Annotated in this window: 4 protein-coding genes; all 4 read right to left on the reverse strand. The window is 69.3% G+C overall.

Translation table 11 applies throughout. The features are described from left to right. Nucleotides 1-30: 30 nt before the first annotated feature. The 4 genes from ACWPN7_RS32395 to ACWPN7_RS32410 all read right to left on the reverse strand — a co-directional run bounded on the left by ACWPN7_RS32395 (nucleotide 31) and on the right by ACWPN7_RS32410 (nucleotide 21,587). On the reverse strand, nucleotides 31-17,943 hold the full coding sequence (locus ACWPN7_RS32395; RefSeq protein ID WP_459197506.1) for a filamentous hemagglutinin N-terminal domain-containing protein: 17,913 nt from the start codon (nucleotides 17,941-17,943) through the stop codon (nucleotides 31-33). Between the two features lie 21 nt (nucleotides 17,944-17,964). After that, nucleotides 17,965-19,524 carry a ShlB/FhaC/HecB family hemolysin secretion/activation protein gene (locus ACWPN7_RS32400; RefSeq protein ID WP_459197505.1) on the reverse strand — a complete coding sequence of 520 codons (1,560 nt, stop codon included), beginning with the start codon at nucleotides 19,522-19,524 and terminating at the stop codon, nucleotides 17,965-17,967. A gap of 710 nt (nucleotides 19,525-20,234) precedes the next feature. After that, on the reverse strand, nucleotides 20,235-21,134 hold the full coding sequence (locus ACWPN7_RS32405; protein WP_459197504.1) for a LysR family transcriptional regulator: 900 nt from the start codon (nucleotides 21,132-21,134) through the stop codon (nucleotides 20,235-20,237). A 210-nt stretch (nucleotides 21,135-21,344) separates the two neighbouring features. Further along, a complete protein-coding gene (locus tag ACWPN7_RS32410) occupies nucleotides 21,345-21,587 on the reverse strand; it encodes a hydrogenase maturation nickel metallochaperone HypA/HybF (protein WP_051658428.1) in 243 nt (80 codons plus the stop codon). Nucleotides 21,588-21,590 lie beyond the last annotated feature (3 nt).

Here is a 21,590-nt window from a genome sequence, read left to right on the forward strand (position 1 = left end):
GGGTAAAGGTCTGCCGGGGGAAGGCGCGCCTCAGCGCGCCTCCTCCTCCTCCGTTTGCTGGTTGCCGGTGGCGGACGGCGCGGGGCCGGTGGTCAGGACCTCCGGCTGCGCGCCGGCGCGGGTGGTGGACGGGTTGGTTCCGGCGCCCGTGGACAGAACCTCCGGCTGCGCCCCCACACCGGTCAGCGACGGGGTCGTGCCGGCCAGGGTGAGAACCTGCGGCGCGGCGTAGGCGGCCAGAGCGTTCGGCGTAAGGCCGGCGCGGGTCATCGTGCCGGTGAACAGGCTGGCGACGCCGGGGGTGCTGGGAACCGGGACCACCACCACCACGGTGGCGGCGACCCGGCTGACCTGCTGCGTCGGACCCCAGGGGGTGTTGTTGATGAAGTACGGGGCGGCCCGCAGCGGGCTGTCGATCGCGCTGGCGGCCAACGCATCCGTCCTGCCGGCCACGGTGCCGAACATCCGGGCGGAACCGGCCTTGGGAACGGTGAGGCTCAGCACGTCGATCTTCTGCAAGGCGGTCCCGGTCTCCTGTCCGATAAGCAGCGCCCCGCCGTCGGACGCCATGGTCAGCATGGTGGCCTTGCCCTGGAGCCCCGCCATGGTGATGGGGCCGCCCGCCGCGATGGACGCCTGGCCGTCCGGCAAGGACGCCACGGCACCCAGCGAGATCGGGCCGGTCTTGGCCGTAATGCTGGTGGGCAGAACAATGCCCGATCCACCGGATTGGGTAAAGCCTCCCTCCGTGACAACCGTGGCATCGCGACCAAAGGTCACCATGCCGGCCCCGTCCGTCGTGACCAAGGCCAGCGAGCCGGCGCTGTTCACCGCCGCGCCGAAGGTGAAGCCGGCGCCGGTCAGGCGGAGGCCGTCCATTCCGGTCGCGGTCAGCGTCTTGGCGAAGCGGCTCTCGCCGCCGGCCGTCTGGGTCAGCGAGCGCACGGTCACCGCGCCGTCGTAGAAGACGCCGCCCGAGGTCCGGACCGTGACGTCGCCCATCAGGCCCGACGCGCCGATGTCCCCCGCCGCCCGGATGGACGCGCCGTTCAGCGACAGCGCGGAACGGTTGGCGCTGTCGACGGCCCCGCCGAACACGAGGTCGCCGCCGGTGCTGGTCAGCGCGCTGGCGCCGGCCACCGTCAGGGCGCCGCCGAAGCGCTGCACCCCGGTGGTGGTGACGGACGCGCCGTCCAGGCGGGTGCCGCCGCTGACGGCGATCTGCCGCAGGGCGCCGGTTTCGCCGAAGACCCCGGCCAGGACGGCGTCGCCGTCGACCGTCAGCCCTTGCACCCCGGCGTTGGCGGCGCTGCCGCCGTTCAGCAGGGAGACGGTCCCGCCCGTCAGGACGGTGTCGACCCCCAGCGTCACCGCGCCGCCGAAGCTCTGCTCCGCCACGGTGGTCACCGCGCCGCCGTTCAGGGCGGCGGTGCCGGTCACCGACAGGCGGCTCAGCGCCTGCGTGCCGCCGACCAGGCTGTTGACGATGGCGTCGCCGGCGATGGTCAGCCCCTGGCCGCCGCGGGTGGCGGCGTCCAACCCGCCGACCAGCACGACGGTGCGGCCGGTCAGGAGGGTGTCGGTCCCCAGCACCACCCGTTCCCCGTAGGTCTGGGTCCCGGTGGTGTCGACGGAACCGCCGTTCAGGGCCAGCGTGCCCGCCGCGTCGGTGACGACCGAGGCCGCGCGAACCGACTGGGCGAAGCGGGTCTGGCCGGCGCTGTAGACCGTCAGATCGCCCAGCCGCTCCGTTCCGCCGACCGTGCCGGCGAAGACGGCGTCGCCGGTGCCGCTTGTGACGGTCAGGGCCTGCCCGCCGTCCAGCGCCCCGGCGAAGGTGACGCCGGTGCCGGCCAGGGCCGACGGGGAGCCCGCCAGACGGACGGCGCCGCCGTAGGTCTGCGCCCCGCTGGTGACCGCCGTGGCGCCGGTCAGCAGCGTCTCGCCACCGACCGTCAGCGCGGCCAGCGCCTGCCGGGTGCCGAGGGTGCCGGCAAGCGCGGCGTTGCCGGCGATGGTCAGGCTCTGACGGCCCGCCTCCGCTGCGTCGATGCCGCCCGACAGCGCCACCTGGGTGCCGGTCAGGACCGTGTCGGTCCCCAGCGTCACCGCGTCGGCGTAGCTCTGCGCCCCGGTGGTGTCGACGCTGCCGCCGTTCAGGATGGTGATCCCGGTGGCGTCGGTGACCAGCGAGGCCGCCTTGACCGTGTCGGCGATGGTGGTGGTGCCGCCGCCGTTGATCGTCAGCGCCCCCAGACGGCTGCTGCCGCCGACGGCACCGCCGAGCAGGATGTCGCCGCTGCCGCTGGTCAGCGTCAGCGCCCGCCCGCCGTCGAGGGTGGAAGCGAGGACGATCCCGCCGGTGCCGGTGATCCGGCTGTCGCCGCCCAGCGTCACCGCCTTCGCCGCCGTGAAGACCGTGCCGGCCAGATAGGCGCCGTCCAGGGTCACCGCGTCGTTGTAGGTCTGGGCGCCACTGGTCGTCACCGACGTGAGGCTGGTGGTGCCGTCGGCATCGGTGGTCAGGCTGGCGAGCGCCGTCGCGCCGCCCACCGCCGCGTTGAACTGGGTGGCGCCGCTGCTGTTGACGGTCAGCGCCTGGGCGCCGTTCACCGTGCCGTTGAAGGTCACCGCGCCGCTGCCGGCGTCGACTGTGGTGGTCCCCGCCAGCGTCACCGGGCCGGCGACGGTGAAGGCGCCGTTGCCGGTGGCGTAGGTGCCCATCAGGCTGGTTTCGCCGCCGTAGCTCTGGTCCCCCGCCGTGGTCACGTTGACCAGGCTGGTGTAGCCCGTGCCGGTGGTCAGGCTGGCGAGCGCCGTCGTGCCGCCCACTGCCGCGTTGAACACCATCGCCCCGGTCGAGGTCGCCGTCAGCGCCTGGGCGCCGTTGACCGTCCCGTTGAAGGTGATCGTGCCGTAGCCCGCGTTCACCGCCGTGGTCCCCGCCAGCGTCGTCGCACCGTTGAAGGTGATCGCGCTGTCGGTCGAGCTGTAGGCACCGTTGAGCGTGGTGGCGTCGTTGTAGGTCTGGGCACCGCTGGTGGTCACCGACGTGAGGCTGGTGATGCCGTCGGCGTCGGTGGTCAGGCTGGCGAGGGCCGTGGTGTTGCCGACCGCCGCGTTGAACTGCGTGGCGCCGCTGCTGTTGACGGTCAGCGCCTGCGCCCCGTTCACCGTGCCGTTGAAGGTCACCGCGCCGCTGCCGGCGTCGACCGTGGTGGTCCCCGCCAGCGTCACCGGGCCGGCGACGGTGAAGGCGCCGTTGCCGGTGGCGTAGGTGCCCATCAGGCTGGTTTCACCGCCGTAGCTCTGGTTCCCCGCCGTGGTCACGTTGACCAGGCTGGTGTAGCCCGTGCCGGTGGTCAGGCTGGCGAGCGCCGTCGTGCCGCCCACCGCCGCGTTGAACACCATCGCCCCGGTCGAGGTCGCCGTCAGCGCCTGGGCGCCGTTCACCGTCCCGTTGAAGGTGATCGTGCCGTAGCCCGCATTCACCGCCGTGGTCCCCGCCAGCGTCGTCGCACCGTTGAAGGTGATTGCGCTGTCGGTCGAGCTGTAAGTGCCGCTCAGCGTCGTGGCTGCGTTGTGGGTCTGAGTGCCGCTGGTGGTGACGTTCAGGAAGCTGACCGTGGCACCGGCGTTGGTGGTCAGGCTGGCCAGAGCCGTCGTGCCGCCCACCGCCGCGTTGAACTGCGCCGTGCCCGTCCCGGCGATGGTCAGCGCCTGGGCGCCGTTCACCGTGCCGTTGAAGGTCGCCGTCCCGGCGTTCACCGTCGTCGCCCCGCCCAACGTGGCCGCCGCGTTGGCGGTGACCGTGCTGCCCGTGTAGGTGCCGTCCAGGGTCACCGCGTCGTTGTAGGTTTGCGCCCCCGTGGTGGTGACGTTGCGCAGGCTGCTGGTACCGGTGGCGTCCGTGGTCAGGCTGGCCAGAGCCGTCGTGCCGCCCACCGTGCCGGTGAACTGCGTCGTGCTCTTGTTGTTGACCGCCAGCGCGTAGGCGCCGTCCACCGTGCCGGCGAACAGCACGCTCGACCCGCCGTTCACCGTCGTGTCGCCGGCCAGCGTCGTCGCACCGTTGGCGCTGAAGGCCCCGGTGGTGGTCGTGTAGATACCGTTCAGGGTCACCGCGTCGTTGTAGGTCTGCGCCCCGGTGGTGGTGACGTTGCGCAGGCTGCTGGTACCGGTGGCGTCCGTGGTCAGGCTGGCCAGAGCCGTCGTGCCGCCCACCGTACCGGTGAACTGCGTGGCGCCCTTGTTGTTGACCGCCAAGGCGTAGGCACCGTCCACCGTGCCGGCGAACAGCACGCTCGACCCGCCGTTCACCATCGTGTCGCCGGCCAGCGTCGCCGCACCGTTGGCGGTGAAGGCACCGGTGGTGGTCGTGTAGATGCCGTTCAGCGTGACCGCATCGTTGTAGGTCTGGGCGCCGCTGGTGGTGACGTTGCGCAGGCTGCTGGTGCCCCCGGCATCCGTCGTCAGGCTCGCCAGAGCCGTCGTGCCGCCCACCGCCGCGTTGAACTGCGTCGCGGCGGCGCTGTTGATGACCAGGGCCTGGGCACCGTCCACCGTGCCGGCGAACAGCACGCTCGACCCGCCATTCACCGTTGTCGCACCGGCCAGCGTCGTCGCACCGTTGGCGGTGAAGGCGCCGGTGGTGGTCGTGTAGATGCCGTTCAGCGTGACCGCGTCGTTGTAGGTCTGGGCACCCGTGGTGGTGACGTTGCGCAGGCTGCTGGTGCCCCCGGCATCCGTCGTCAGGCTGGCCAGAGCCGTCGTGCCGCCCACCGTGCCGGTGAACTGCGTGGCGCCCTTGTTGTTGACCGCCAAGGCGTAGGCACCGTCCACCGTGCCGGCGAACAGCACGCTCGACCCGCCGTTGACCATCGTGTCGCCGGCCAGCGTCACCGCACCGTTGGCGGTGAAGGCACCGGTGGTGGTCGTGTAGGTGCCGTTCAGCGTCGTGGCGGCGTTGTGGGTCTGGGCGCCGGTGGTGGTGACGTTCAGGAAGCTGGCCGTGGCACCCGCGTTGGTGGTCAGGCTGGCCAGAGCCGTCGTGCCGCCCACCGCCGCGTTGAACTGCGCCGTGCCCGTCCCGGCGATGGTCAGCGCCTGGGCGCCGTTCACCGTGCCGTTGAAGGTCGCCGTCCCGGCGTTCACCGTCGTCGCCCCGCCCAACGTGGCCGCCGCGTTGGCGGTGACCGTGCTGCCCGTGTAGGTGCCGTCCAGGGTGACCGTGTCGTTGTAGGTCTGCGCCCCCGTCGTCGTCACCGACTTCAGGCTGCTAGTACCGTCGGCGTCGGTGGTCAGGCTGGCGAGCGCCGTCGTGCCGCCCACCGTGCCGGTGAACTGCGTGGCGCCCTTGTTGTTGACCGCCAAGGCGTAGGCGCCGTCCACCGTGCCGGCGAACAGCACGCTCGACCCGCCATTCACCGTCGTGTCGCCGGCCAGCGTCGTCGCACCGTTGGCGCTGAAGGCCCCGGTGGTGGTCGTGTAGATGCCGTCGAGCGTCACCGCGTCGTTGTAGGTCTGCGCCCCGGTGGTGGTGACGCTGCGCAGGCTGCTGGTGCCGCCGGCATCCGTCGTCAGGCTGGCCAGAGCCGTCGTGCCGCCCACCGTACCGGTGAACTGCGTGGCGGCCTTGCTGTTGACGGCCAGGGCGTAGCCGCCGTCCACCGCACCGGCGAACAGCACCGCCCCGCCGTTCACCGTCGTCGCACCGGCCAGCGTGGTCGCCGCGTTGGCGGTGAAGGACCCACTGCCGGTGTTGTAGGTGCCGTCGAGCGTCACCGCGTCGTTGTAGGTCTGTGCGCCGGTGGTCGTCACCGATTTCACGCTGCTGGTGCCGCCGGCGTTGGTGGTCAGGCTGGCGAGCGCCGTCGTGCCGCCCACAGCGCCGTTGAACTGCGCCATGCCCTGGTTGTTGACCGCCAGGGCATAAGCGCCGTCCACCGTGTTCATGAACACAACGCTCGACGTGCCGTCCACCGTCGTGTTGCCGGCCAACGTCACCGCGCCGATGGCCGAGAAGACCGCGCCGGTGGTGTAGGTACCATCCAGCGTCACCGTGCCGCTGTAGGTCTGGGCGCCCGTGGTCGTCACCGACTTCACGCTGGCCGTCCCGCCGGCGTCGATGGTCAGGGTCGTCAGCGCCGTCGTGCCACCCACGGCGCTGCTGAACTGCGTCGCGCCGCTGCTGGTGATCACGAGTGAGTTGGCCCCGTTCACCGTGCCGCTGAACAGCACGTTTCCGCTGCCGGAGTTCACCGTGGTGCCGCCCGCCAGCGTCGTCGCGCCGGTCACCGTGAAGGCGCCGTTTCCGGTGGCGTAGGCGCCCTGGAGGCTGGTCGCGCCGGTGTAGGTCTGCGCACCCGTCGTCGTCACGGCGCGCAGGCCGATGGTCCCCGCGGTGACCGTCAGATAGGCCAGGTTGCTGGCCGCCCCGCCCAGCGTCACGCCGCCCTGCGCCGCGTTCAGGGTCGCCCCGTACCCACCGCCGTTCAGCGTGCCGGTCACCGACAGGTCGCCGCCGGTCGCGCTCACCATGCGGTTGGCGCCGGACAGGGTCAGGTTCCCGGTGACGGTCACCGACTTGCCGGACAGCGTGCCGTTCAAGGTGGTGTTGCCGGTGTAGGTCTGCGTGCCTGTGGTGGTGACGTTGCCCAGGGCGATGCTGGTGCCCTGCACCGTCACGCTGGCCCGGGTGGCGTCCGAACCGACGCTGTACACCGCCTTGGTCAAGGACACCGCACCCCCCGTGGAGATCAGGGAGATGGTGCCGCTGCCACCGGCGTTGATTCCGGTGGTGGCGTTGCTGTCGCTGATGGCGCCGCTGGCGGTGACGGCGATGTCGCCGTCGGTGGTGGCGAGATTGCCCAGGTTGAAGCTGGTGCCGGCCAGATAGATTCCGCCCGTTCCGGTCACCATCGCCGAGATGTTGGCGATGGTGCTGGTGAAGGCGGCGCTGCTGGTCCCGATCCCGGTGTTGGAGGTCAGGTTCAGCGTGCCGCCGGTCAGGCTGGTGCCGTTGCCGGTCAGCAGGCTGCCGCCCGCCGCCGACAGGTTGATGGTCCCGGTCGGACCGGCGTTGACCGTGCCGACCGTCAGGTCGCCCGTCGTCGCGGTCAGGCTGACCGTGCCGACCCCGGTCACCGAGGTCGCCGTCATGCCGGTGCTGCTGGTGGCGGTGACGGTGCCGTTGGCGCCAAAGGTCGCCGCCGTCAGCGTGCCGGTGTTGTTGACGGTCAGGTTCTTGCCGGAGCCGGTCAGGCTGGCGTCGATGGTGCCGACCGTGGTGTTGAGGGTGGTGTCGCCGCCGTTGGAGCCACTGGCGAAGGTCAGCGAGCCCGCGGTGATCGACAGCGACCGCGGCGAGGCCCCCGCGGCCACCACGTCGGTGGTGCCCTTCAAGGTCAGCGCACCCATGCCGAGGTTGATCGCCGCGGTCGGCAGGGTCAACACCCCGCCGGACTGCAGCAGCAGGTTGCCGCTGGTCATCGACAGGCCGGCGCTGGCGTCCAGGTTGCCGGCCGTGCGGATGTAGGCGGACCCGCCGGCGCCGAGGGTGACGAGGTTGCTGGTCAGCGTCAGGGCGGCGCTGTTGATGTTGTCGACCGAAATGACCGGCGTGGTGCCGGTGGCGGTCAGGCCGGTCAGGCTCGACACGTTCATCTTGATCGGCGTGCCGGCGCCGGTGGCGGCGTCGGTGACAGTGCCGATGCTGCCGCCGTTGGCGGTCAGGCTGGCCGAATGGCCGGTCACATGAGTGCCGTTGCCGCTGCCCAGGATGGAGCCGGTGGCGGTCAGCGCGACCGTTCCATTGGTGGTGTTGGCCGACACCGACTGGACCGTCATCGTGCCGGCGGACTCGATGGTGACCGAGCCGCTGGAGGCGGTGGCCGAGGCGACGGTGACGCCGCCGGTGGAGGCGTCGGTCAGGTAGACGCTGCCGGTGGCGCTCGCCAGGGTCAGGCTGCCGGTGGTGGTCTGGACCGACCGGCTGGAGGTGCCGACGCCCTTGCTGCCGGTCAGCGAGGCCGAACCGCCGACGATCCGCGTCTCGGCAAGGCCGTCGTCATAGACGCCGCCGCCGCTGGAGCTGAGGGTGACCGCCCCGGTGCCGGCGTTGATGCTGCCGGCGATGATGTCGGCGTCCACCGCGGTGGAGGAGATCGTGATCGCCCCACCGCCGGTGCTGGCGCTGACCACCTGGAGGCGGTCGCCGGCCTGCACGTCGATCTTGCCGCCGGTCGTCGCGGCGTAGGCCAGCGCGGTGGCGCCGGTCGTGCTCAGATAGATGTCGCCCGAACCGCCGTTCACCTGCACCTGGGCCCCGCCCACGCCAACGCGGGCGGAGGAGGTGCCGATGCCGCCGGCGCCGTTCAGCGCGACGGTCTTGCCGGTGACCGCGGACCCGCCGTTGGCGGCCAGGATCTTGCCGCCGTTGCCGGTGGCGCTCAGCGTGACCGAGCCGTCGTTGGCGCCCGCCGTCACCGTCCCGGCGGTGATGGACCCGCCGGTCGAGGTCACGGTGATGCTGTTGCCCGCCGCGTCGGTGGCGATGGCGACGTTGGTCAGCGTGATGTTGCCGCTGCCCGACACCACCACCGGGCCGTTGCTGACCGCGGCCGTCAGCCCGCCCGTCAGCGATCCGGCGATGTCGAGATAGAGGCCGCCCGTGCCCGTGACGTTGGTGGTCAGCGCCCCGGTGCTGGACGTCGTGACCTTGAACGCCGAGTCCGCCGTGCCGATGCCGGCCCCCGCCGTCAGCGTGGCGCTGCCGGTGCCGAGGCTCAGGCTGGAGCCGCCGTTGAGGATCCGGCCGGCCGTCGCCGTCAGGGTCAGCGCCTTGCTGCTGTCGTAGGAGAGGTTGGAGACGGTCAGGTCGCCGGCCGCCGCAATCACCGTCAGGGCGCCGCCGGTGGTGATGGAGCTGAGGTTCAGCCCCGCCGCGTTCTTCACGAACAGGCCGCCGGTGCCACTGCTGGCGGTCAGGCTGGACACGTTCATGCCCAGCGCCGTGGCGTTGCTGCCGATGGCGCTGCTGTTGCCCTGTTCGTTGGTCTTCTTCTGGGCGTCGAGCTTCAGGGAGCCCGCGGTGATGGTGGAGCTGTTGTTCACCGCCGTGATGTTGCCGGCGGTCGCGCTGTTGCCCGTCGCCGTCAGGCTGACCGTGCTGGAAGCGCCCGTGTTCACCGTGCCGATGGCGATGGCCCCCGGCGCCTTGAAGGTAAAGTCCAGGCCGGTGCTGTCGGTCAGCGTGGTGAAGGTGGTGGTGCCGCCGCTGTCCGTGACGTTCCAGCTCAGGTTGGCCGCCGTCAGGCTCATCGTGCCGGAGGTCGACGCCCCCGTCGTGCCCGGCGTGCGGTCGATGGTCAGCTTGGCGAGGTCGAGCGTGTCGGCGACCTTGAAGGTGCCGGGCGTCTTGATCGTCAGATCGGTCGTCGCGACGTTGAGCGTGGAGCCCGTGGCGGCGATGCCGCCATTGATCGCGGACAGCTCGACGCTGCCGCCGGACACCAGATTGCCGTTGCTGGCGTCGATGCTGCCATCGCCGCTGGTCAGCGACACCGACCCGGTCGTGGTGATGGTGCCGGCGGTCAGGAGGCCGGCCCCCGAGGAGCCGGTCGACAGCTTGATCGCACCGCCACCGGTGCTCACCACCGACTGGGCGATCAGGCTCTTGCTCTCCGACACCGCGATGCTGCCGGCGGCGCTCGCGGTCAGCGTGGTGCTGGTGGAGTTGGCCTGCGTCGAGATGGCGGAGACGTTGCCGATGGACCCGGTCGCCGTCAGGTTCACCAGATTGCTGCCGCTGATCGTGCCGCTGAGGATCGAGCCGCCCTGGTTGTTGATGACCGCGTTGGCGCCGTACATCGAGATCGAGCCGAGCGCGATGTCGCCGGTGGAATTGTTCAGGGTCAGCGCACCGGCCAAGCTCATGGAGTCGATGACCGTCGGGCCGTGCAGGTTGATCACGGCGCCGTTGTTGGCGTTCACCGTCAGGTTGCCGGTGGTGATGCTGATGAATTCACCCCCGTTCGCACCGACCACGTTGGAGGAGGACGTCAGGCTCGCGACGCCGGCGTTGATCTTGAGGACCGAATGGCCGTTCCCGACGATGCCGGCGTCGGCGATCAGGGCGATCGTGCCGGTCTTGCCGACGTCAAGGCCGCCGACGACCAGCTTGCGGTGGCTGTCGAAGGTGAAGCGCACGCCGCTGCGGTCAGTCAGCGCGGCCAGCACCGCCTGGGTGCTGCTCTCGGCACCAGTCAGCGCGATGGCCGAGCCGGACGTATCGACCGAGGTCAGGCTGTAATTGCGGTCGTTGATGCTGGACGAGGTGCTCTTGATCTTGAGCGTGCCGATGCGGGTGTCGGATTCGACATAGAGATCGCCCTTCACGTTGAAGGTCGCGGACGACGCCGACAGATGGATCTTGTTGCTGGAGGAGCCGATGCCGCCGCCGCTGCTCAGGGTCGCGGTGCCCGCGGTGATGCGGTTGGCCGGGTTGCCCGCGTTCGCCGAGGCGGCGCCCGTGATGGCGCCTGCGCTGGTCAGGTCGACGGTGCCCCAGTTCTGCGCGTTGAGCGTGCCGATGGACAACGCGTGCTGGGTGTCCAGCTTGAAGGCGAGACCGGTGGTGTCGGTCAGCTCGCTCAGCGTGGTGGTGACGCCGTCGTCCGTCATGGTGAAGACGAGCTGCGGCGCGGTGATCTGATAGGTGCCGGCGCCGGTCGTCCGCGAGCTGGTCAGCGACAGCGCGGTCAGGTCCTTGCCGTTGTCCACGAAGGCGTCGGTCGCCGTCGTCAGCACCAACGTGTCGGCCATCGTCGCGATGTGGTTGGCGGACGATCCCGCCTGACCGATGCCGCCGGTCGCGGTGAGGGTGACCGTGCCGGCGGTCACCATCGAGCTGCCGTTGCTGAAGATGTCCTTGCCGGTGCCGGTGGTCTCGATGGTCACCTTGCGGGCGAGTCCGCCGTTGATCGTCCCCAGGGCGACGCTGTTGTCGCTCTTGAACGAGAAGTCGAGGCCGCTTGCGTCCACGACGCTGCCGAGCGTGTACTGGCTGCCGGTGTTGCTGTCGGTCAGCGCGAAGGTCAGCCCTTCCGACCGGATGTCGTAGGCGTTCTGCGCGCCGGTCGAGGCGTGCCTGACATCCAGGCTGAGGGCGTGCAGGTCGGCGCCGTTCGTCAGATAGACGTTGCGCCCGGCGATCACCTCCAGGGTCCGCGTCTCGGTCAGCAGCGGCGTGCCGGACGCCCCGATGGAGCCCCCTTCGACCGTCAGCGTCACCTTGTCCGCGCTCAGCGGCTTGGTTCCGGACTGCAGCAGCGACCCGTTGTTGGTCACCTTGATGTCCGCCGAGGAACCGGCCTTCACATCCTTCAGCGTCAGGGTGCCGGTGTTGCTGAGCGTCAGCGATCCCGTCAGATTGGCCGACAGCGTGCCGACCTGGGTGGTGAAGTAGGAGCCGCTGTTGGTGTGGCCGACGCTGGTCCCCTTCAGCGTCAGGCTGCCCGCAGTGACCGCGGTGCCGCTGCTGTTCGTGGCGCTGATGCTGGAGCTGCCGGAATTGGCGGTCAGATCGACGGTGCCGCTGTTCCCGACGTCGATCTTGGCGATCCGCAGAGCCTTGTCGTTGCTGATGTTCAGCTTCAGACCGCTCTGGGTGACGTTCGTCACCGTCAGGCCTTCCTGCAACGACGAATCGCTGAAGCTGGCGGTCAGGCCGGTCGAGCTGATGGAGTAGCTGTTGCTCCCGCCGCCGGACTTGTTGTGCCGGAAGTCCAGCGTCAGATCGGTCAGGGTTGTGTTGTTGCTGACCGTCACGTTGCCGCCCGACGCGATGGACAGCTTCTGGGTGCTGGTCTGCACCTGGTTGGTGCCGCCGACGTTGCCGTTGCCGCCGGTCGCGGTCAGGGAGACCGAGCCCGCCGTGATCGTGCCCGACCCGTTGATCGACGGACCGCCGGACGCGCCCGAAGCCGCCCCGGTGGAGGTCAGCGCCACCGAGCCGGTGGAGCTGGTGCCGGCGTCGATCGTGCCGGCCACGATGCCGCGATCCACGCTGTAGCGCAGGTCCATGCTGCCGTTGCTCGGCGTGGACAGGGCCAGCGTCTGGATGCCGCTGGCCTCCGTCACCGTGAAGCTGCGGTTGGAGCCGAGGGCGTTGAACTGATAGGTCCCCGTGGCGGTGGACGTCTTGTGCGTGACGGTGACGTCCAGCGCGGTCAGCGCGGTGTTGCTGTTGTTGATGTAGAGGTCACCGTTGCTCACCAGGGTCAGCGACGCGGCGGAGGTCTTCACCGCCCGCGTGCTGGTGCCGATGGAACCGCCGTTGGTGCCGGAGCCGTTGGCAGACAGGGTGACGGAGGACGCCGTAATGGTTCCGCTTCCCGCCATGGTAATCGTCGAGTTCTCCCCGCCGCCCGCCGTGGTCAGGCTGACGGCACCGCCGGCGGCGGTGATCTGGTTGATCTCGATGTTCTTCTTACCGGTGAAGCTGAAGTTGCTGTTCTGGGCGCTGGCGACGTCGATTGCGACCTTGGTGCCGCTGTCAACCAACGTGTAGATCTGGGCACCGGTGCTGCCGATGGAAAAGGTGCTCTTGGTCGCGGTGGCCGTGGTGGCGTTCGTGCTGGTGATCGCCAGGCTGTTGAAGGCGCGTCCGTTGTTGTCGACGTAGATGTCGCGCCCCGATGTCACGGACAGGTCGCCGGTGTCGAGGTTGATGGCCCCGTAGAGGGTCGAATCACCGATGGAGGAGGAGGCCCCCGCCTCAAGCGACACCTTGCCGGCGGTGATCTTGCTGCCGTTGCCGGTGTTGGTGACGCCGTTGGACGAGACGATGGCGACGCTGCCGCCCGTTCCGACGTTGACGGTGCCGACCTTGACCGCGCGCGACGAATTGAAGGCGAAGTTCAGCGCCGTGCTGCTGGTGACGGTCTGGATCGTGGACTGCGACGAGCTGTCCGACAGGGTGAACACCTGTCCGTTGACCGTGGTGATCCCGATGGTGCCGCCGGAGTAGGAGCCGCGCGTCAACGTCAGGTCGGTCAGCGCCATCGTGTTGGTGATGCCCACGGACCCGCCCGTCGTGATCGACAGGTTCGCCGTCGCCAGATTCAGCGCGTTGGTGCCGCCGACGCTTCCATTGGCGCTCAGGATCACCTTGCCGGCGGCGATGAGCGTCGTGCTGTCCGAATCGTCCTGGATGCTGCCGCTGGTGTTCGTCAGCGTGACCGTTCCGGTGCCGTTGTTGGCGCTGACCGACCCGACGGTCATGACGCCGTTGGACTTCGTGACGGTGATGTCACCGCCGGCCGTCAGGCTGTCCAGCCCGGTCGGGCCGGTGCCCAGGCCGAGCCACATCGAACCGCCGGCGGTGGCCACGACCGTGCCGGCCTCCACGTTCAGCGCCTTTCCGGACGTGCCGATGTTCTTCCCGGCGGTGAGGGTCACCGTACCGGCGGAACTCGTGCGCAACGTGGCGTTGTTCGGGTTCAGAATCGAGCCGTTGGTCGCCGTGACCGTGATATCGCTGCTGGCGCTGGACGAGAAGTTGGAGCCGAAGGCGATGTCCCCCCAGGTCGCCGTCACCACGATGGGGTTGTTGGCGGCGCTGAAGAAGCGGCTGCCCAGCGTGATGAGGTTCTTCTGGTTGTTGACACCCGTCGAGGTCGGCAGGGTGATGTAGATGCCGCCGTCCGCCGCGCTGGCGTTGAGAACCGGGGTGACGATGTCCAGATACTCGGTGCCCGAGCCGCTGCCGATCGCCTTGCTGGCCTTCAGGTTGACCGACCCGGCCAGCACCACCGTGGTCTTCGACCCGTCGTCCAGGATGGAGCCGTTCGTCGTCTCGGCGTTGAAGATGCTGTAGGTTTCGCTGGGCGAGGGCGTCCCGTTGTCGGGGAGGACGCCGTTCTTGTAAGTCAGATCGACCCGGCCGAGCCGGATGTCGCGGTCGCCCTTGAAGGAGAAGATCTGACCGGTGGTGTCGACCAGCGTGCGAAGCAGATAGCCGTTGGTGGCGTCGTCGGTCAGGTCGAAGGCGAAGTTCGGCGCGGTGATCGAGTAGCTGTTCACCACCGTCGTGTCCGCATGCGTGCTGGTGACGGTCAGTTCCGCCATGTCGGACAGGTTGGTGACGTGCAGGTCGCCGCCGGTGGTCAGCGTCAGCTTCGTGGCGTTGAGCGCCAGCGGAGCGTTGGCGTCGCCCACGCTGCCCGCCACGGCGCTCAGCGTCACGGTGTCGGCGTTGATCCGCGTGTTCAGGCTGCCATCGTCGCGGATGCTGCCGGTGGTGGAGGTCAGCTTGACTGTGCCGCCCGTCCCCACCGTGGCCAGATCGCCGACGATCAGGTCGATGTCGCTGTCGAAGGTGAGGGTGGACAGCTTCGGGCTGCCGACCGCCTCCAGAATGGTCGCGGTGCCGTTGTCGCCGACCACGAAGTTGAAGTATTCGGACGTGAGTTCCAGCGCGTTGGCGGCCCCGCCAACGTGCCGGTTCGTGATCGACAGGCCGGTCAGGATCACGCCACTGTTGTCGAGATACAGATCCCCGACGTTGCTCAGCGTCAGCGACCCCGTGGAGGTGCGCAGATGGGTGCCGAAGCTCCCGATGGCGCCGTCCGTGCTCAGGCTGATGGCGTTGGCGGACAACCGGTTGTTGGCGTCCTTGCCCAGGATCGCCCCGCCGGTCGCCGTCACGGAGATCGCGCCGGCGGTCGTCTTGATCGTCCCCAGCGTGGCGGCGCCGCCGTTCACGGTGAGCGAGATCGACGAGCCGGTGGAGGTGATGTTGTCCACGGTCACGGCACCGGTCTGCATGACCGTGACGTTGCCCGCGTTGTTGGTGACCGTCAGCCGCTTCGCCGCGGTGTTCACCATCACGGTGGAGGTGCTGCCCCCGGCGGTGAGGGTGACGTTGTCGCCGGTGATCGTGCCGGACAGGGCGGAGATGCTGCCGTTGGCGGTCGTCAGGGTGACGTTGCCGGCGGCCCCGGCATCGACCGTGGTCGCGGTGATGTCGGACACCGTGCCGTTCGCCGTGACGGCGATGCTGCTGGTCCCGTTGGCGCTGGTGATCGTCCCGATGGTGGTCGTGCCGCCGGTGGTGATCGCGACGTCGCCGTTGGTCGAGACGATGGAGCCCAGCACCGCCGAGCCCGACGTCGTCAGGAAGACGCCGCCCGCGCCGGAGGTGGCGTCGATGTTGTAGGAGCCGGCGGTCAGGGCCGTGCCGCTGGTGCCGATGCTGCCGGCGGCGTTCAGGACCAAGCTGTAGGAGCTGATGGTGGTCGAGGCGTCGGCATCGTTCAGGATGCTGCCGCCGCTGCTGGTCAGGGTCAGCGTGTTGCTGCCGATGGCCACCGCGCCGACCGTCAGGTTGCCGGTGGCCGCGATGGTGGTAAAGCCGCCGCTGGTCAGGTTGGCCAGGGTCAGCGCACCGGTGTTCGACAGGTTGATGCCGCCGCTGCCGGCCGTGGCGGTCAGGCTGCCGCCGGCGGTGTTCAGCACCTGCGAGGATGTGCCGATGGCGCCGTTGCTGCCCGAGGAGCCACGGGCGGTCAGCGTCAGCGCGCCGCCGGTCAGCAGGCTCGCGCCCGTGCCGGTGATGTTGCCGGCGGTGCTGGTCAGCGCGACGGACCCCGCTCCGGCGTTGACCGTGCCGACCTGGATGTTGCGGTCGCTGCGGAAGGCGAAGCTGTTCAGGCCGCCGACCTGGCTGATCGTGTCGAGCGCGGTGCTGCCGGCCGAATCGGTGACGGTGAAGATCAGGCCCGTGGAGGCCAGGAAGAAGTGGCTGTCGACCCCGACCGTCCGGTGCGTGCTGGTGACGGAGAGGTCGGTCACCGTCTGGTCGTTGGTGACGAACAGGTTGCCGCCGGTGACCAGGGAGAGCTGGGTGCTGCTGGTCGACACCGCCGCACCGCTGGCGCCGATGGAGCCGCCGGCGGTCAGGGTGACCGGGCCGCCGACGATCCGGCCGGCGTCCAACGCGGTCAGCGACCCGCTCTCGGCCTTGACGGAGACCGCCCCGGCGCTTCCCGAGACCGGCGTGGTGTCGATCAGGTTGCCGAGCTGGACATTGTCGGTGGCCGTCAGCCGCACCGCGCCGCCACGGGTCGTCAGCTTGCCGATGTTGGTCAGGCTGCTGGCCATGCCGTTGGCTTCCAGCACGATGTCGCCGCCGTTGGTGCGGATCTCGTAGCTGGCGTCGGTGAAGGCGATGCCGCTGGAGGTCAGCGACCGCAGGGTGAAGCTGTGGCCCGCCGTGGTCTGGAGATCGAGGCTGGTCTCCACCGTGATGAGGCCCGACGCCTCCAGCACGATGTTGGCGTTGCTGGCGATGCTCTCCAGCACCTGCTTCGATACCGTGTTGACGGCGTCGCCGCTGCCCAGGTTGGGGTCGTTGACGCCGATCGTGCCGTCCGCCGCGGCGCCGTCCTGGCTGCCTCCGGCGGAGCTGACGATGCGCAGGCTTTCCGGATCGAGCAGGAAGGTGCCCGCCGCGCCCTTCGGCGCGGTCAGGTCGACGCTGCCGGTCAGCGTGATGTCCTTGTGGCTGGACACCTCGGCGAAGCCACCGTCGCCGCCCTCGGCACCGCCGCGGGCGGAGATTTTACCGGCGTGTTTCGTGCTTTTCTGCGACAGCACCGTCACGCTGCCGCCCTTGCCGGACTTCACCGCGTCGGCGGACAGGGTGGCGCCGGCCTCGACCGTCACCTTGTCCGACCAAATGCCGGAGCGGCCCGTCTTGCTGCCGATGGCGACCTCGCCGCCGCCCTTGCTGCCGGAGGCGTCGACGCGGGCGTTCTTCTTCACGGCGATCTCGGCGCCGGTGGCGACGACGGTGCCGCCGGTCTGCCCCTCCCCGCGCCCGCTGGCATCGACGGTGCCGCCGATGTTGACCTTGCCGTTGTCGCCGCCCGACAGGACGATCTTGCCGTTGGCGCTGCCAACCGAGGTGGCCTTGATGACGCCGTCGGTGTTGATGACGTTGTCGATCACGCCCTTCACGGCGCGCGCCGACAGGGTGACGCTGCCGCCCTCGGCGGCGATCTCGCCGGAATTGACGACCAGAGCCGCGACCGGCTTGCCGTCCGCGTCCTTCGCCACCGTCTTGACGGCGGAGCTGGCGTCGAAGCTGATCAGCCCGTCGCCGTGGAAGTCGAGCGTGAAGGTCTCGGCACCGCCCAGCGCGACCTTGCCCAGCTTCGCGCGGATGACGCCGGAATTGCGGACGTGCGGGGCCACCAGGGCGGCCAAACCGCTGTCCTTGACGGTGATGTCGCCCTCGTTCACCACCATGGCGTTCGGCTTGGTGGAGGCCTGATCGAACTGGTACTTGCCCGCCATGAAGTTGGCGTCGGAGATGTTGGCGGTGGTCGCCACCAACCCGCCGACATCCACCTTCGCCCCGGCGCCGATCACCACGCCGTTCGGGTTGACCAGCATGACCGTGCCGTTGGCCGACAGGCTGCCCATGATCTTGGACGGGTCGTTGCCGGTGACCCGGTTCAGCGTGACGCTGGCGGCCGAGGGCTGCTGGAAGGTGACCTTCTCACCGGCGTCGATGCTGAAGGACTTCCAGTTGATAATGGCCTTGTCGGTGGACTGCAGGATCTCCATCGACTTCGGGGTCGCCGACTGGATGGTCACCGCGCCCGCGGTGACGGTGCCTTCCAGCGGGTTGGCGTAGGCCGCGCCGGCGAACAGGGTGGATAGCGCCACACCGATCACGCTGCGCAGCGCCAGCCGCGCAAAGTCGATGCCTCCCCGGGCCTTTGCCGCGCGGCGCTGGTGCCGGGTGCCGCCACCACGCTGGGGCGCCTCCGTCGCGGACGACAGCAGCAGCCGCTGGCGCAGCGTCTGGCGGTGGCGGCGCGCGCCGGGAAGCTCGGTGAAGCCGGAGGTGGTGGTGACGTTGCCCTTGCCCATGTCCTGTATCCCCCGGCCCTATCAGTATTGCGCAGTGATGTTGAAGAAGACCCGCATGTCCTTGTCGCCCTCGGTCGCGACGCGGCGGGTCAGCGGCTTGTCGATCTCAAGCGTCGCGAAAAGCCGTTCCACGAGGCTGGCGCGCACGCCGCCGCCCACGGAGACCAGCGAATTCCGGCTGTTCTGCTCCAGGCTGGAGCGGTTCCACACCTCGCCGCCATCGACGAAGCCGTAGACCTGGACCGCCTGCGCGAAGCTGTTGTCCGGCAGCACCGGCGTGTAGCGCAGTTCCAGCGACCCGGCCCAGCCGTTGTCGCCGGAGATCTCGCCCTCGTCGAAGGCGCGTCCGTAGCTCGGGCCGCCCAGCGCGATCTGCTCGCTGGCCAGCAGCGGCGTGCCCGCGGCCTGCATGGTGGCCGTCGCCAGGATGCTGAAGTTGGCCGGCAACTGCTGCACGCGGGTGATGTCGGCGGTGAGCTTGGTGAAGTCGCTGCGCCCGCGCTCGCGCGACGCGTAGGCCGAGCCGAGCTTCGTCGCGTCGAGGATGTCCAGACCCTGGTGCACGAGGCCGCGCACCGCGGTGATGCCGTCCCAGCCGTCCGTCCGGTCATAGCTGAAACCGCCGCGCAGGATGCGCAGGCGGTCGCGGTTGAAGCGGTCGCCGGAAATGTCGGTGTTCACGTCGCGGTATTCGAATTCGCCGACGGCGCGCAGGTTTTCCAGGCGCGAGCGGATCACCGGGTAGCTGAGCGTTCCCACGCCCGCGGCCACCCAGCTTTCCACGTCCAGCGGGTCCAGCGTCAGGCCCGGGCGCGACTTGGAGTAGGAGCCGGTGGCGGAGAAGGTCAGCCCATCGCCGGTCACCAGCGCTTGGTAGCCGGCGCCGACCGACCAGGCCCGCGATGCCGGGGAGGACACGCGCCCGCTGAGGTTCACCGTGTCGGCGTTCGGCCCGAAGGAGTTCAGCGCCGCCGTCGCGGTCGTCTGGGCGGTGCCGAGATAGGGCGTGTTGCGGTTGCTGAACGACACCAGGGCGTCCACCGCCTTGCGGTCCGTCTTCACCACCACCACCGAGGCGCCGAGCGTGTCCGGCGACGGCTCCAGGCTGGCGCGCACGGTCAGGCCGGCGAGGTCGTTCGCCAGGAGAAGACGGCGCTCGACCTCGGCGACGTTGATCGGCTTGACGCCGCGCAGCGGCTCCACCAGCCGCTTCACCGCGGCGAGCGCCGGGCCGATGTCGTCGGGATAGGTGATGTCGGACACGAAGCCCTCGACCACCTGGAGGCGGAAGGTGCCGTCCTCGATCGTCTGGGCGGGGACGATGACCCGGCTGGTGATGAAGCCGTCGTTGCGGTAGCGGAACTCGATGTCGTTGGCGATCTTGAACAGGTCCGCCACCGACACCTCGCGGCCCAGCATGTCCTGGTAGGCGGCCTTGAGGCTGTCCTGGCCGTAGGCGGTGGCGCCTTCAATGGTGACCTCCCGCAACGTCAGGCGGTAGTTCTCGGCCCCCGCCGGGGCCTCCGCCGCGGGCGCCTTCGGCACCGTCACCGCCCCGCCGGGCACGGAGGGCAGCGGCATCACCGGCCGCGGCGCCTCCGGACGCGGTTCCGCGCCCGAGGGAAGTTGAGCCGGCAGCTGCTGCGCGAGCGCAGGGGCCGTCACACCCGCAAGAATAGCGCCGGCCGCGAAACAAGCCCACCGCGACGCCTTTCTCTTTTCCACATCTTCTTTAGGGACGTGAATGGAAGAAGCGGCTTTGGTGGATGAGTTCATGGGACCGATACCTTCGCGCGATGGTCGTTGCTAACCTTTGATTAACGAAGACCCCGTCGGATCTCCATCTGAGGTAGCTATTTCTATCTTACGATTTCGGGGTGGGTGCTAGTCCTAGTTTGTCGGAATTTGTAACATTCGCATCCTCGTCATAGACGATGCGGGGAAGGTGAACCGTGAGGACGCAGGAATCTTTGCGCAAGCCCGCGCCTTGATGCGCGGCGCAAGCCGGTCGTCGTGGACGCCATGAGAGGCAGGAACAGGCGCATGCCTTGAGACGCCGGACACGGGACGGCAGCCGCGTCACGGCAAACGCCCCGCCACCCTTCCACATCCATTCGTTGCTCGATGCATAGGAAGACGGCGCCTGGGCACTCGGGTGCCGAAAGGGACGTTCATGGAAGGGAGCGTCGAGCGGTCGGCCGGGCGACGACCATCGGGTCCTTCGCCGGCAATCGACTTCAGCACCGGACCAGCCTCCGGCACGCCCGGGGTCGATGACCGCCGTGCCGCCTTCAGGCGGCCGTCGCCAGCTCGGGAGCGAGGCGGCGCGCGTCGGCGATCAGCGCCGCGGTCAGTGGCGGCTGCGGGTCGCGCCGGGACACCACGAGACCGATCAGGGTCGACAGTTCCGGAGCCACGATGGGAATGGCGCGGATGGTCTGGGGAAGCAGCAGCGAGTCCGCCATGATCCGCGGCATGATCGTCGACCACATGCCGGTGCAGAGGTGGTTGGTCAGCACGACGATGGAGTTGGATTCGAGCATAGGTTCGGCATGAACCCCCGCTTCGGCGAAGGCGCGGTCGATGATCCGCCGGTTCTGCATGGTGGTGTTCAGAAGGCAGAGCGGCAAGGTCGCCGCCTCTTCCCAGGTGACGCTGTCACGACCACCGAACGGGCCGTCGGCCGCCGTGATCAGGTGGTAGCGTTCATGGTAGAGCGGCACCTCGTCCACGTTGCCGAGCGGTTCGTTGTCGAGATAGGTGATCCCGGCCTCCGCCTCCAGATTCTCCAGCTTGGACAGGATTTCGGTGGAGCTGTGGGAAGCGATGGTGATCTTGATGCCGGGATGCATCGACCAGACGGTGGCGGTCAGCCGCTGGACCATCGGCAGCGCCGTCGGCACCACCACCAGCCGCAGCGTGCCGGTCAGCCCCTGTTTCATCGTTTCGACATCGGCGCGCATCGCCTTGTAGTCGCCGACGATGCGCCGCGCCCAGTCCAGCACCCGCTCCCCTTCGGCGGTGAAGCCGATGAAGCGGGCGCCGCGATCGACCAGCGGCACACCCAGGGTCGTTTCCAATTGCTTGATCGCGGCGGACAGATTCGGCTGCGATACCCCACAGACCTGCGCCGCACGGCCGAAATGCTTCTCCGTGGCCAGCGCGATCAGAAATTCCAGCTTTTCCTGCATGCCGGGGTTCCTCTCACCACGTCCTGCGCAGCGCACAACCGGTGACCGCCATGGGGCGCATCGCACGTGGGACCTTATGGTTCACAACCCAGGCACCGTCATTGATCCGGGTCAGCCGTTGCTGCCGCGGCGCCGCCTGCCGCAGCGGCAAAGGGACGCATCGTTGGCCCACATATCGTCTTTCAGGCATTCTTTCAGCGCGACCGTCTCTCAAGACACCTCCATCTCGACGAGCCGGAACGCCTCACCCGGCGGCCGGTCGATCCGCAGATCGGCGCCCTCCAGGAAGGTATCGCGGCTGAGCAGGTCGAAGGCGTGGCGCAGGGCGTCGGGCTGCACCCGGCTTTGCCGACCGACCGACAGGCTGACGCGGACCACCCGGCCGAAGGGAGCGGCCTCCCGCGCCTTCATCGCCTGTTCGAGCAGGGATTGGCAAAGAGCGATCTCATGCATGGG

It is taken from the genome of Azospirillum sp. UENF 312511, assembly GCF_058780635.1.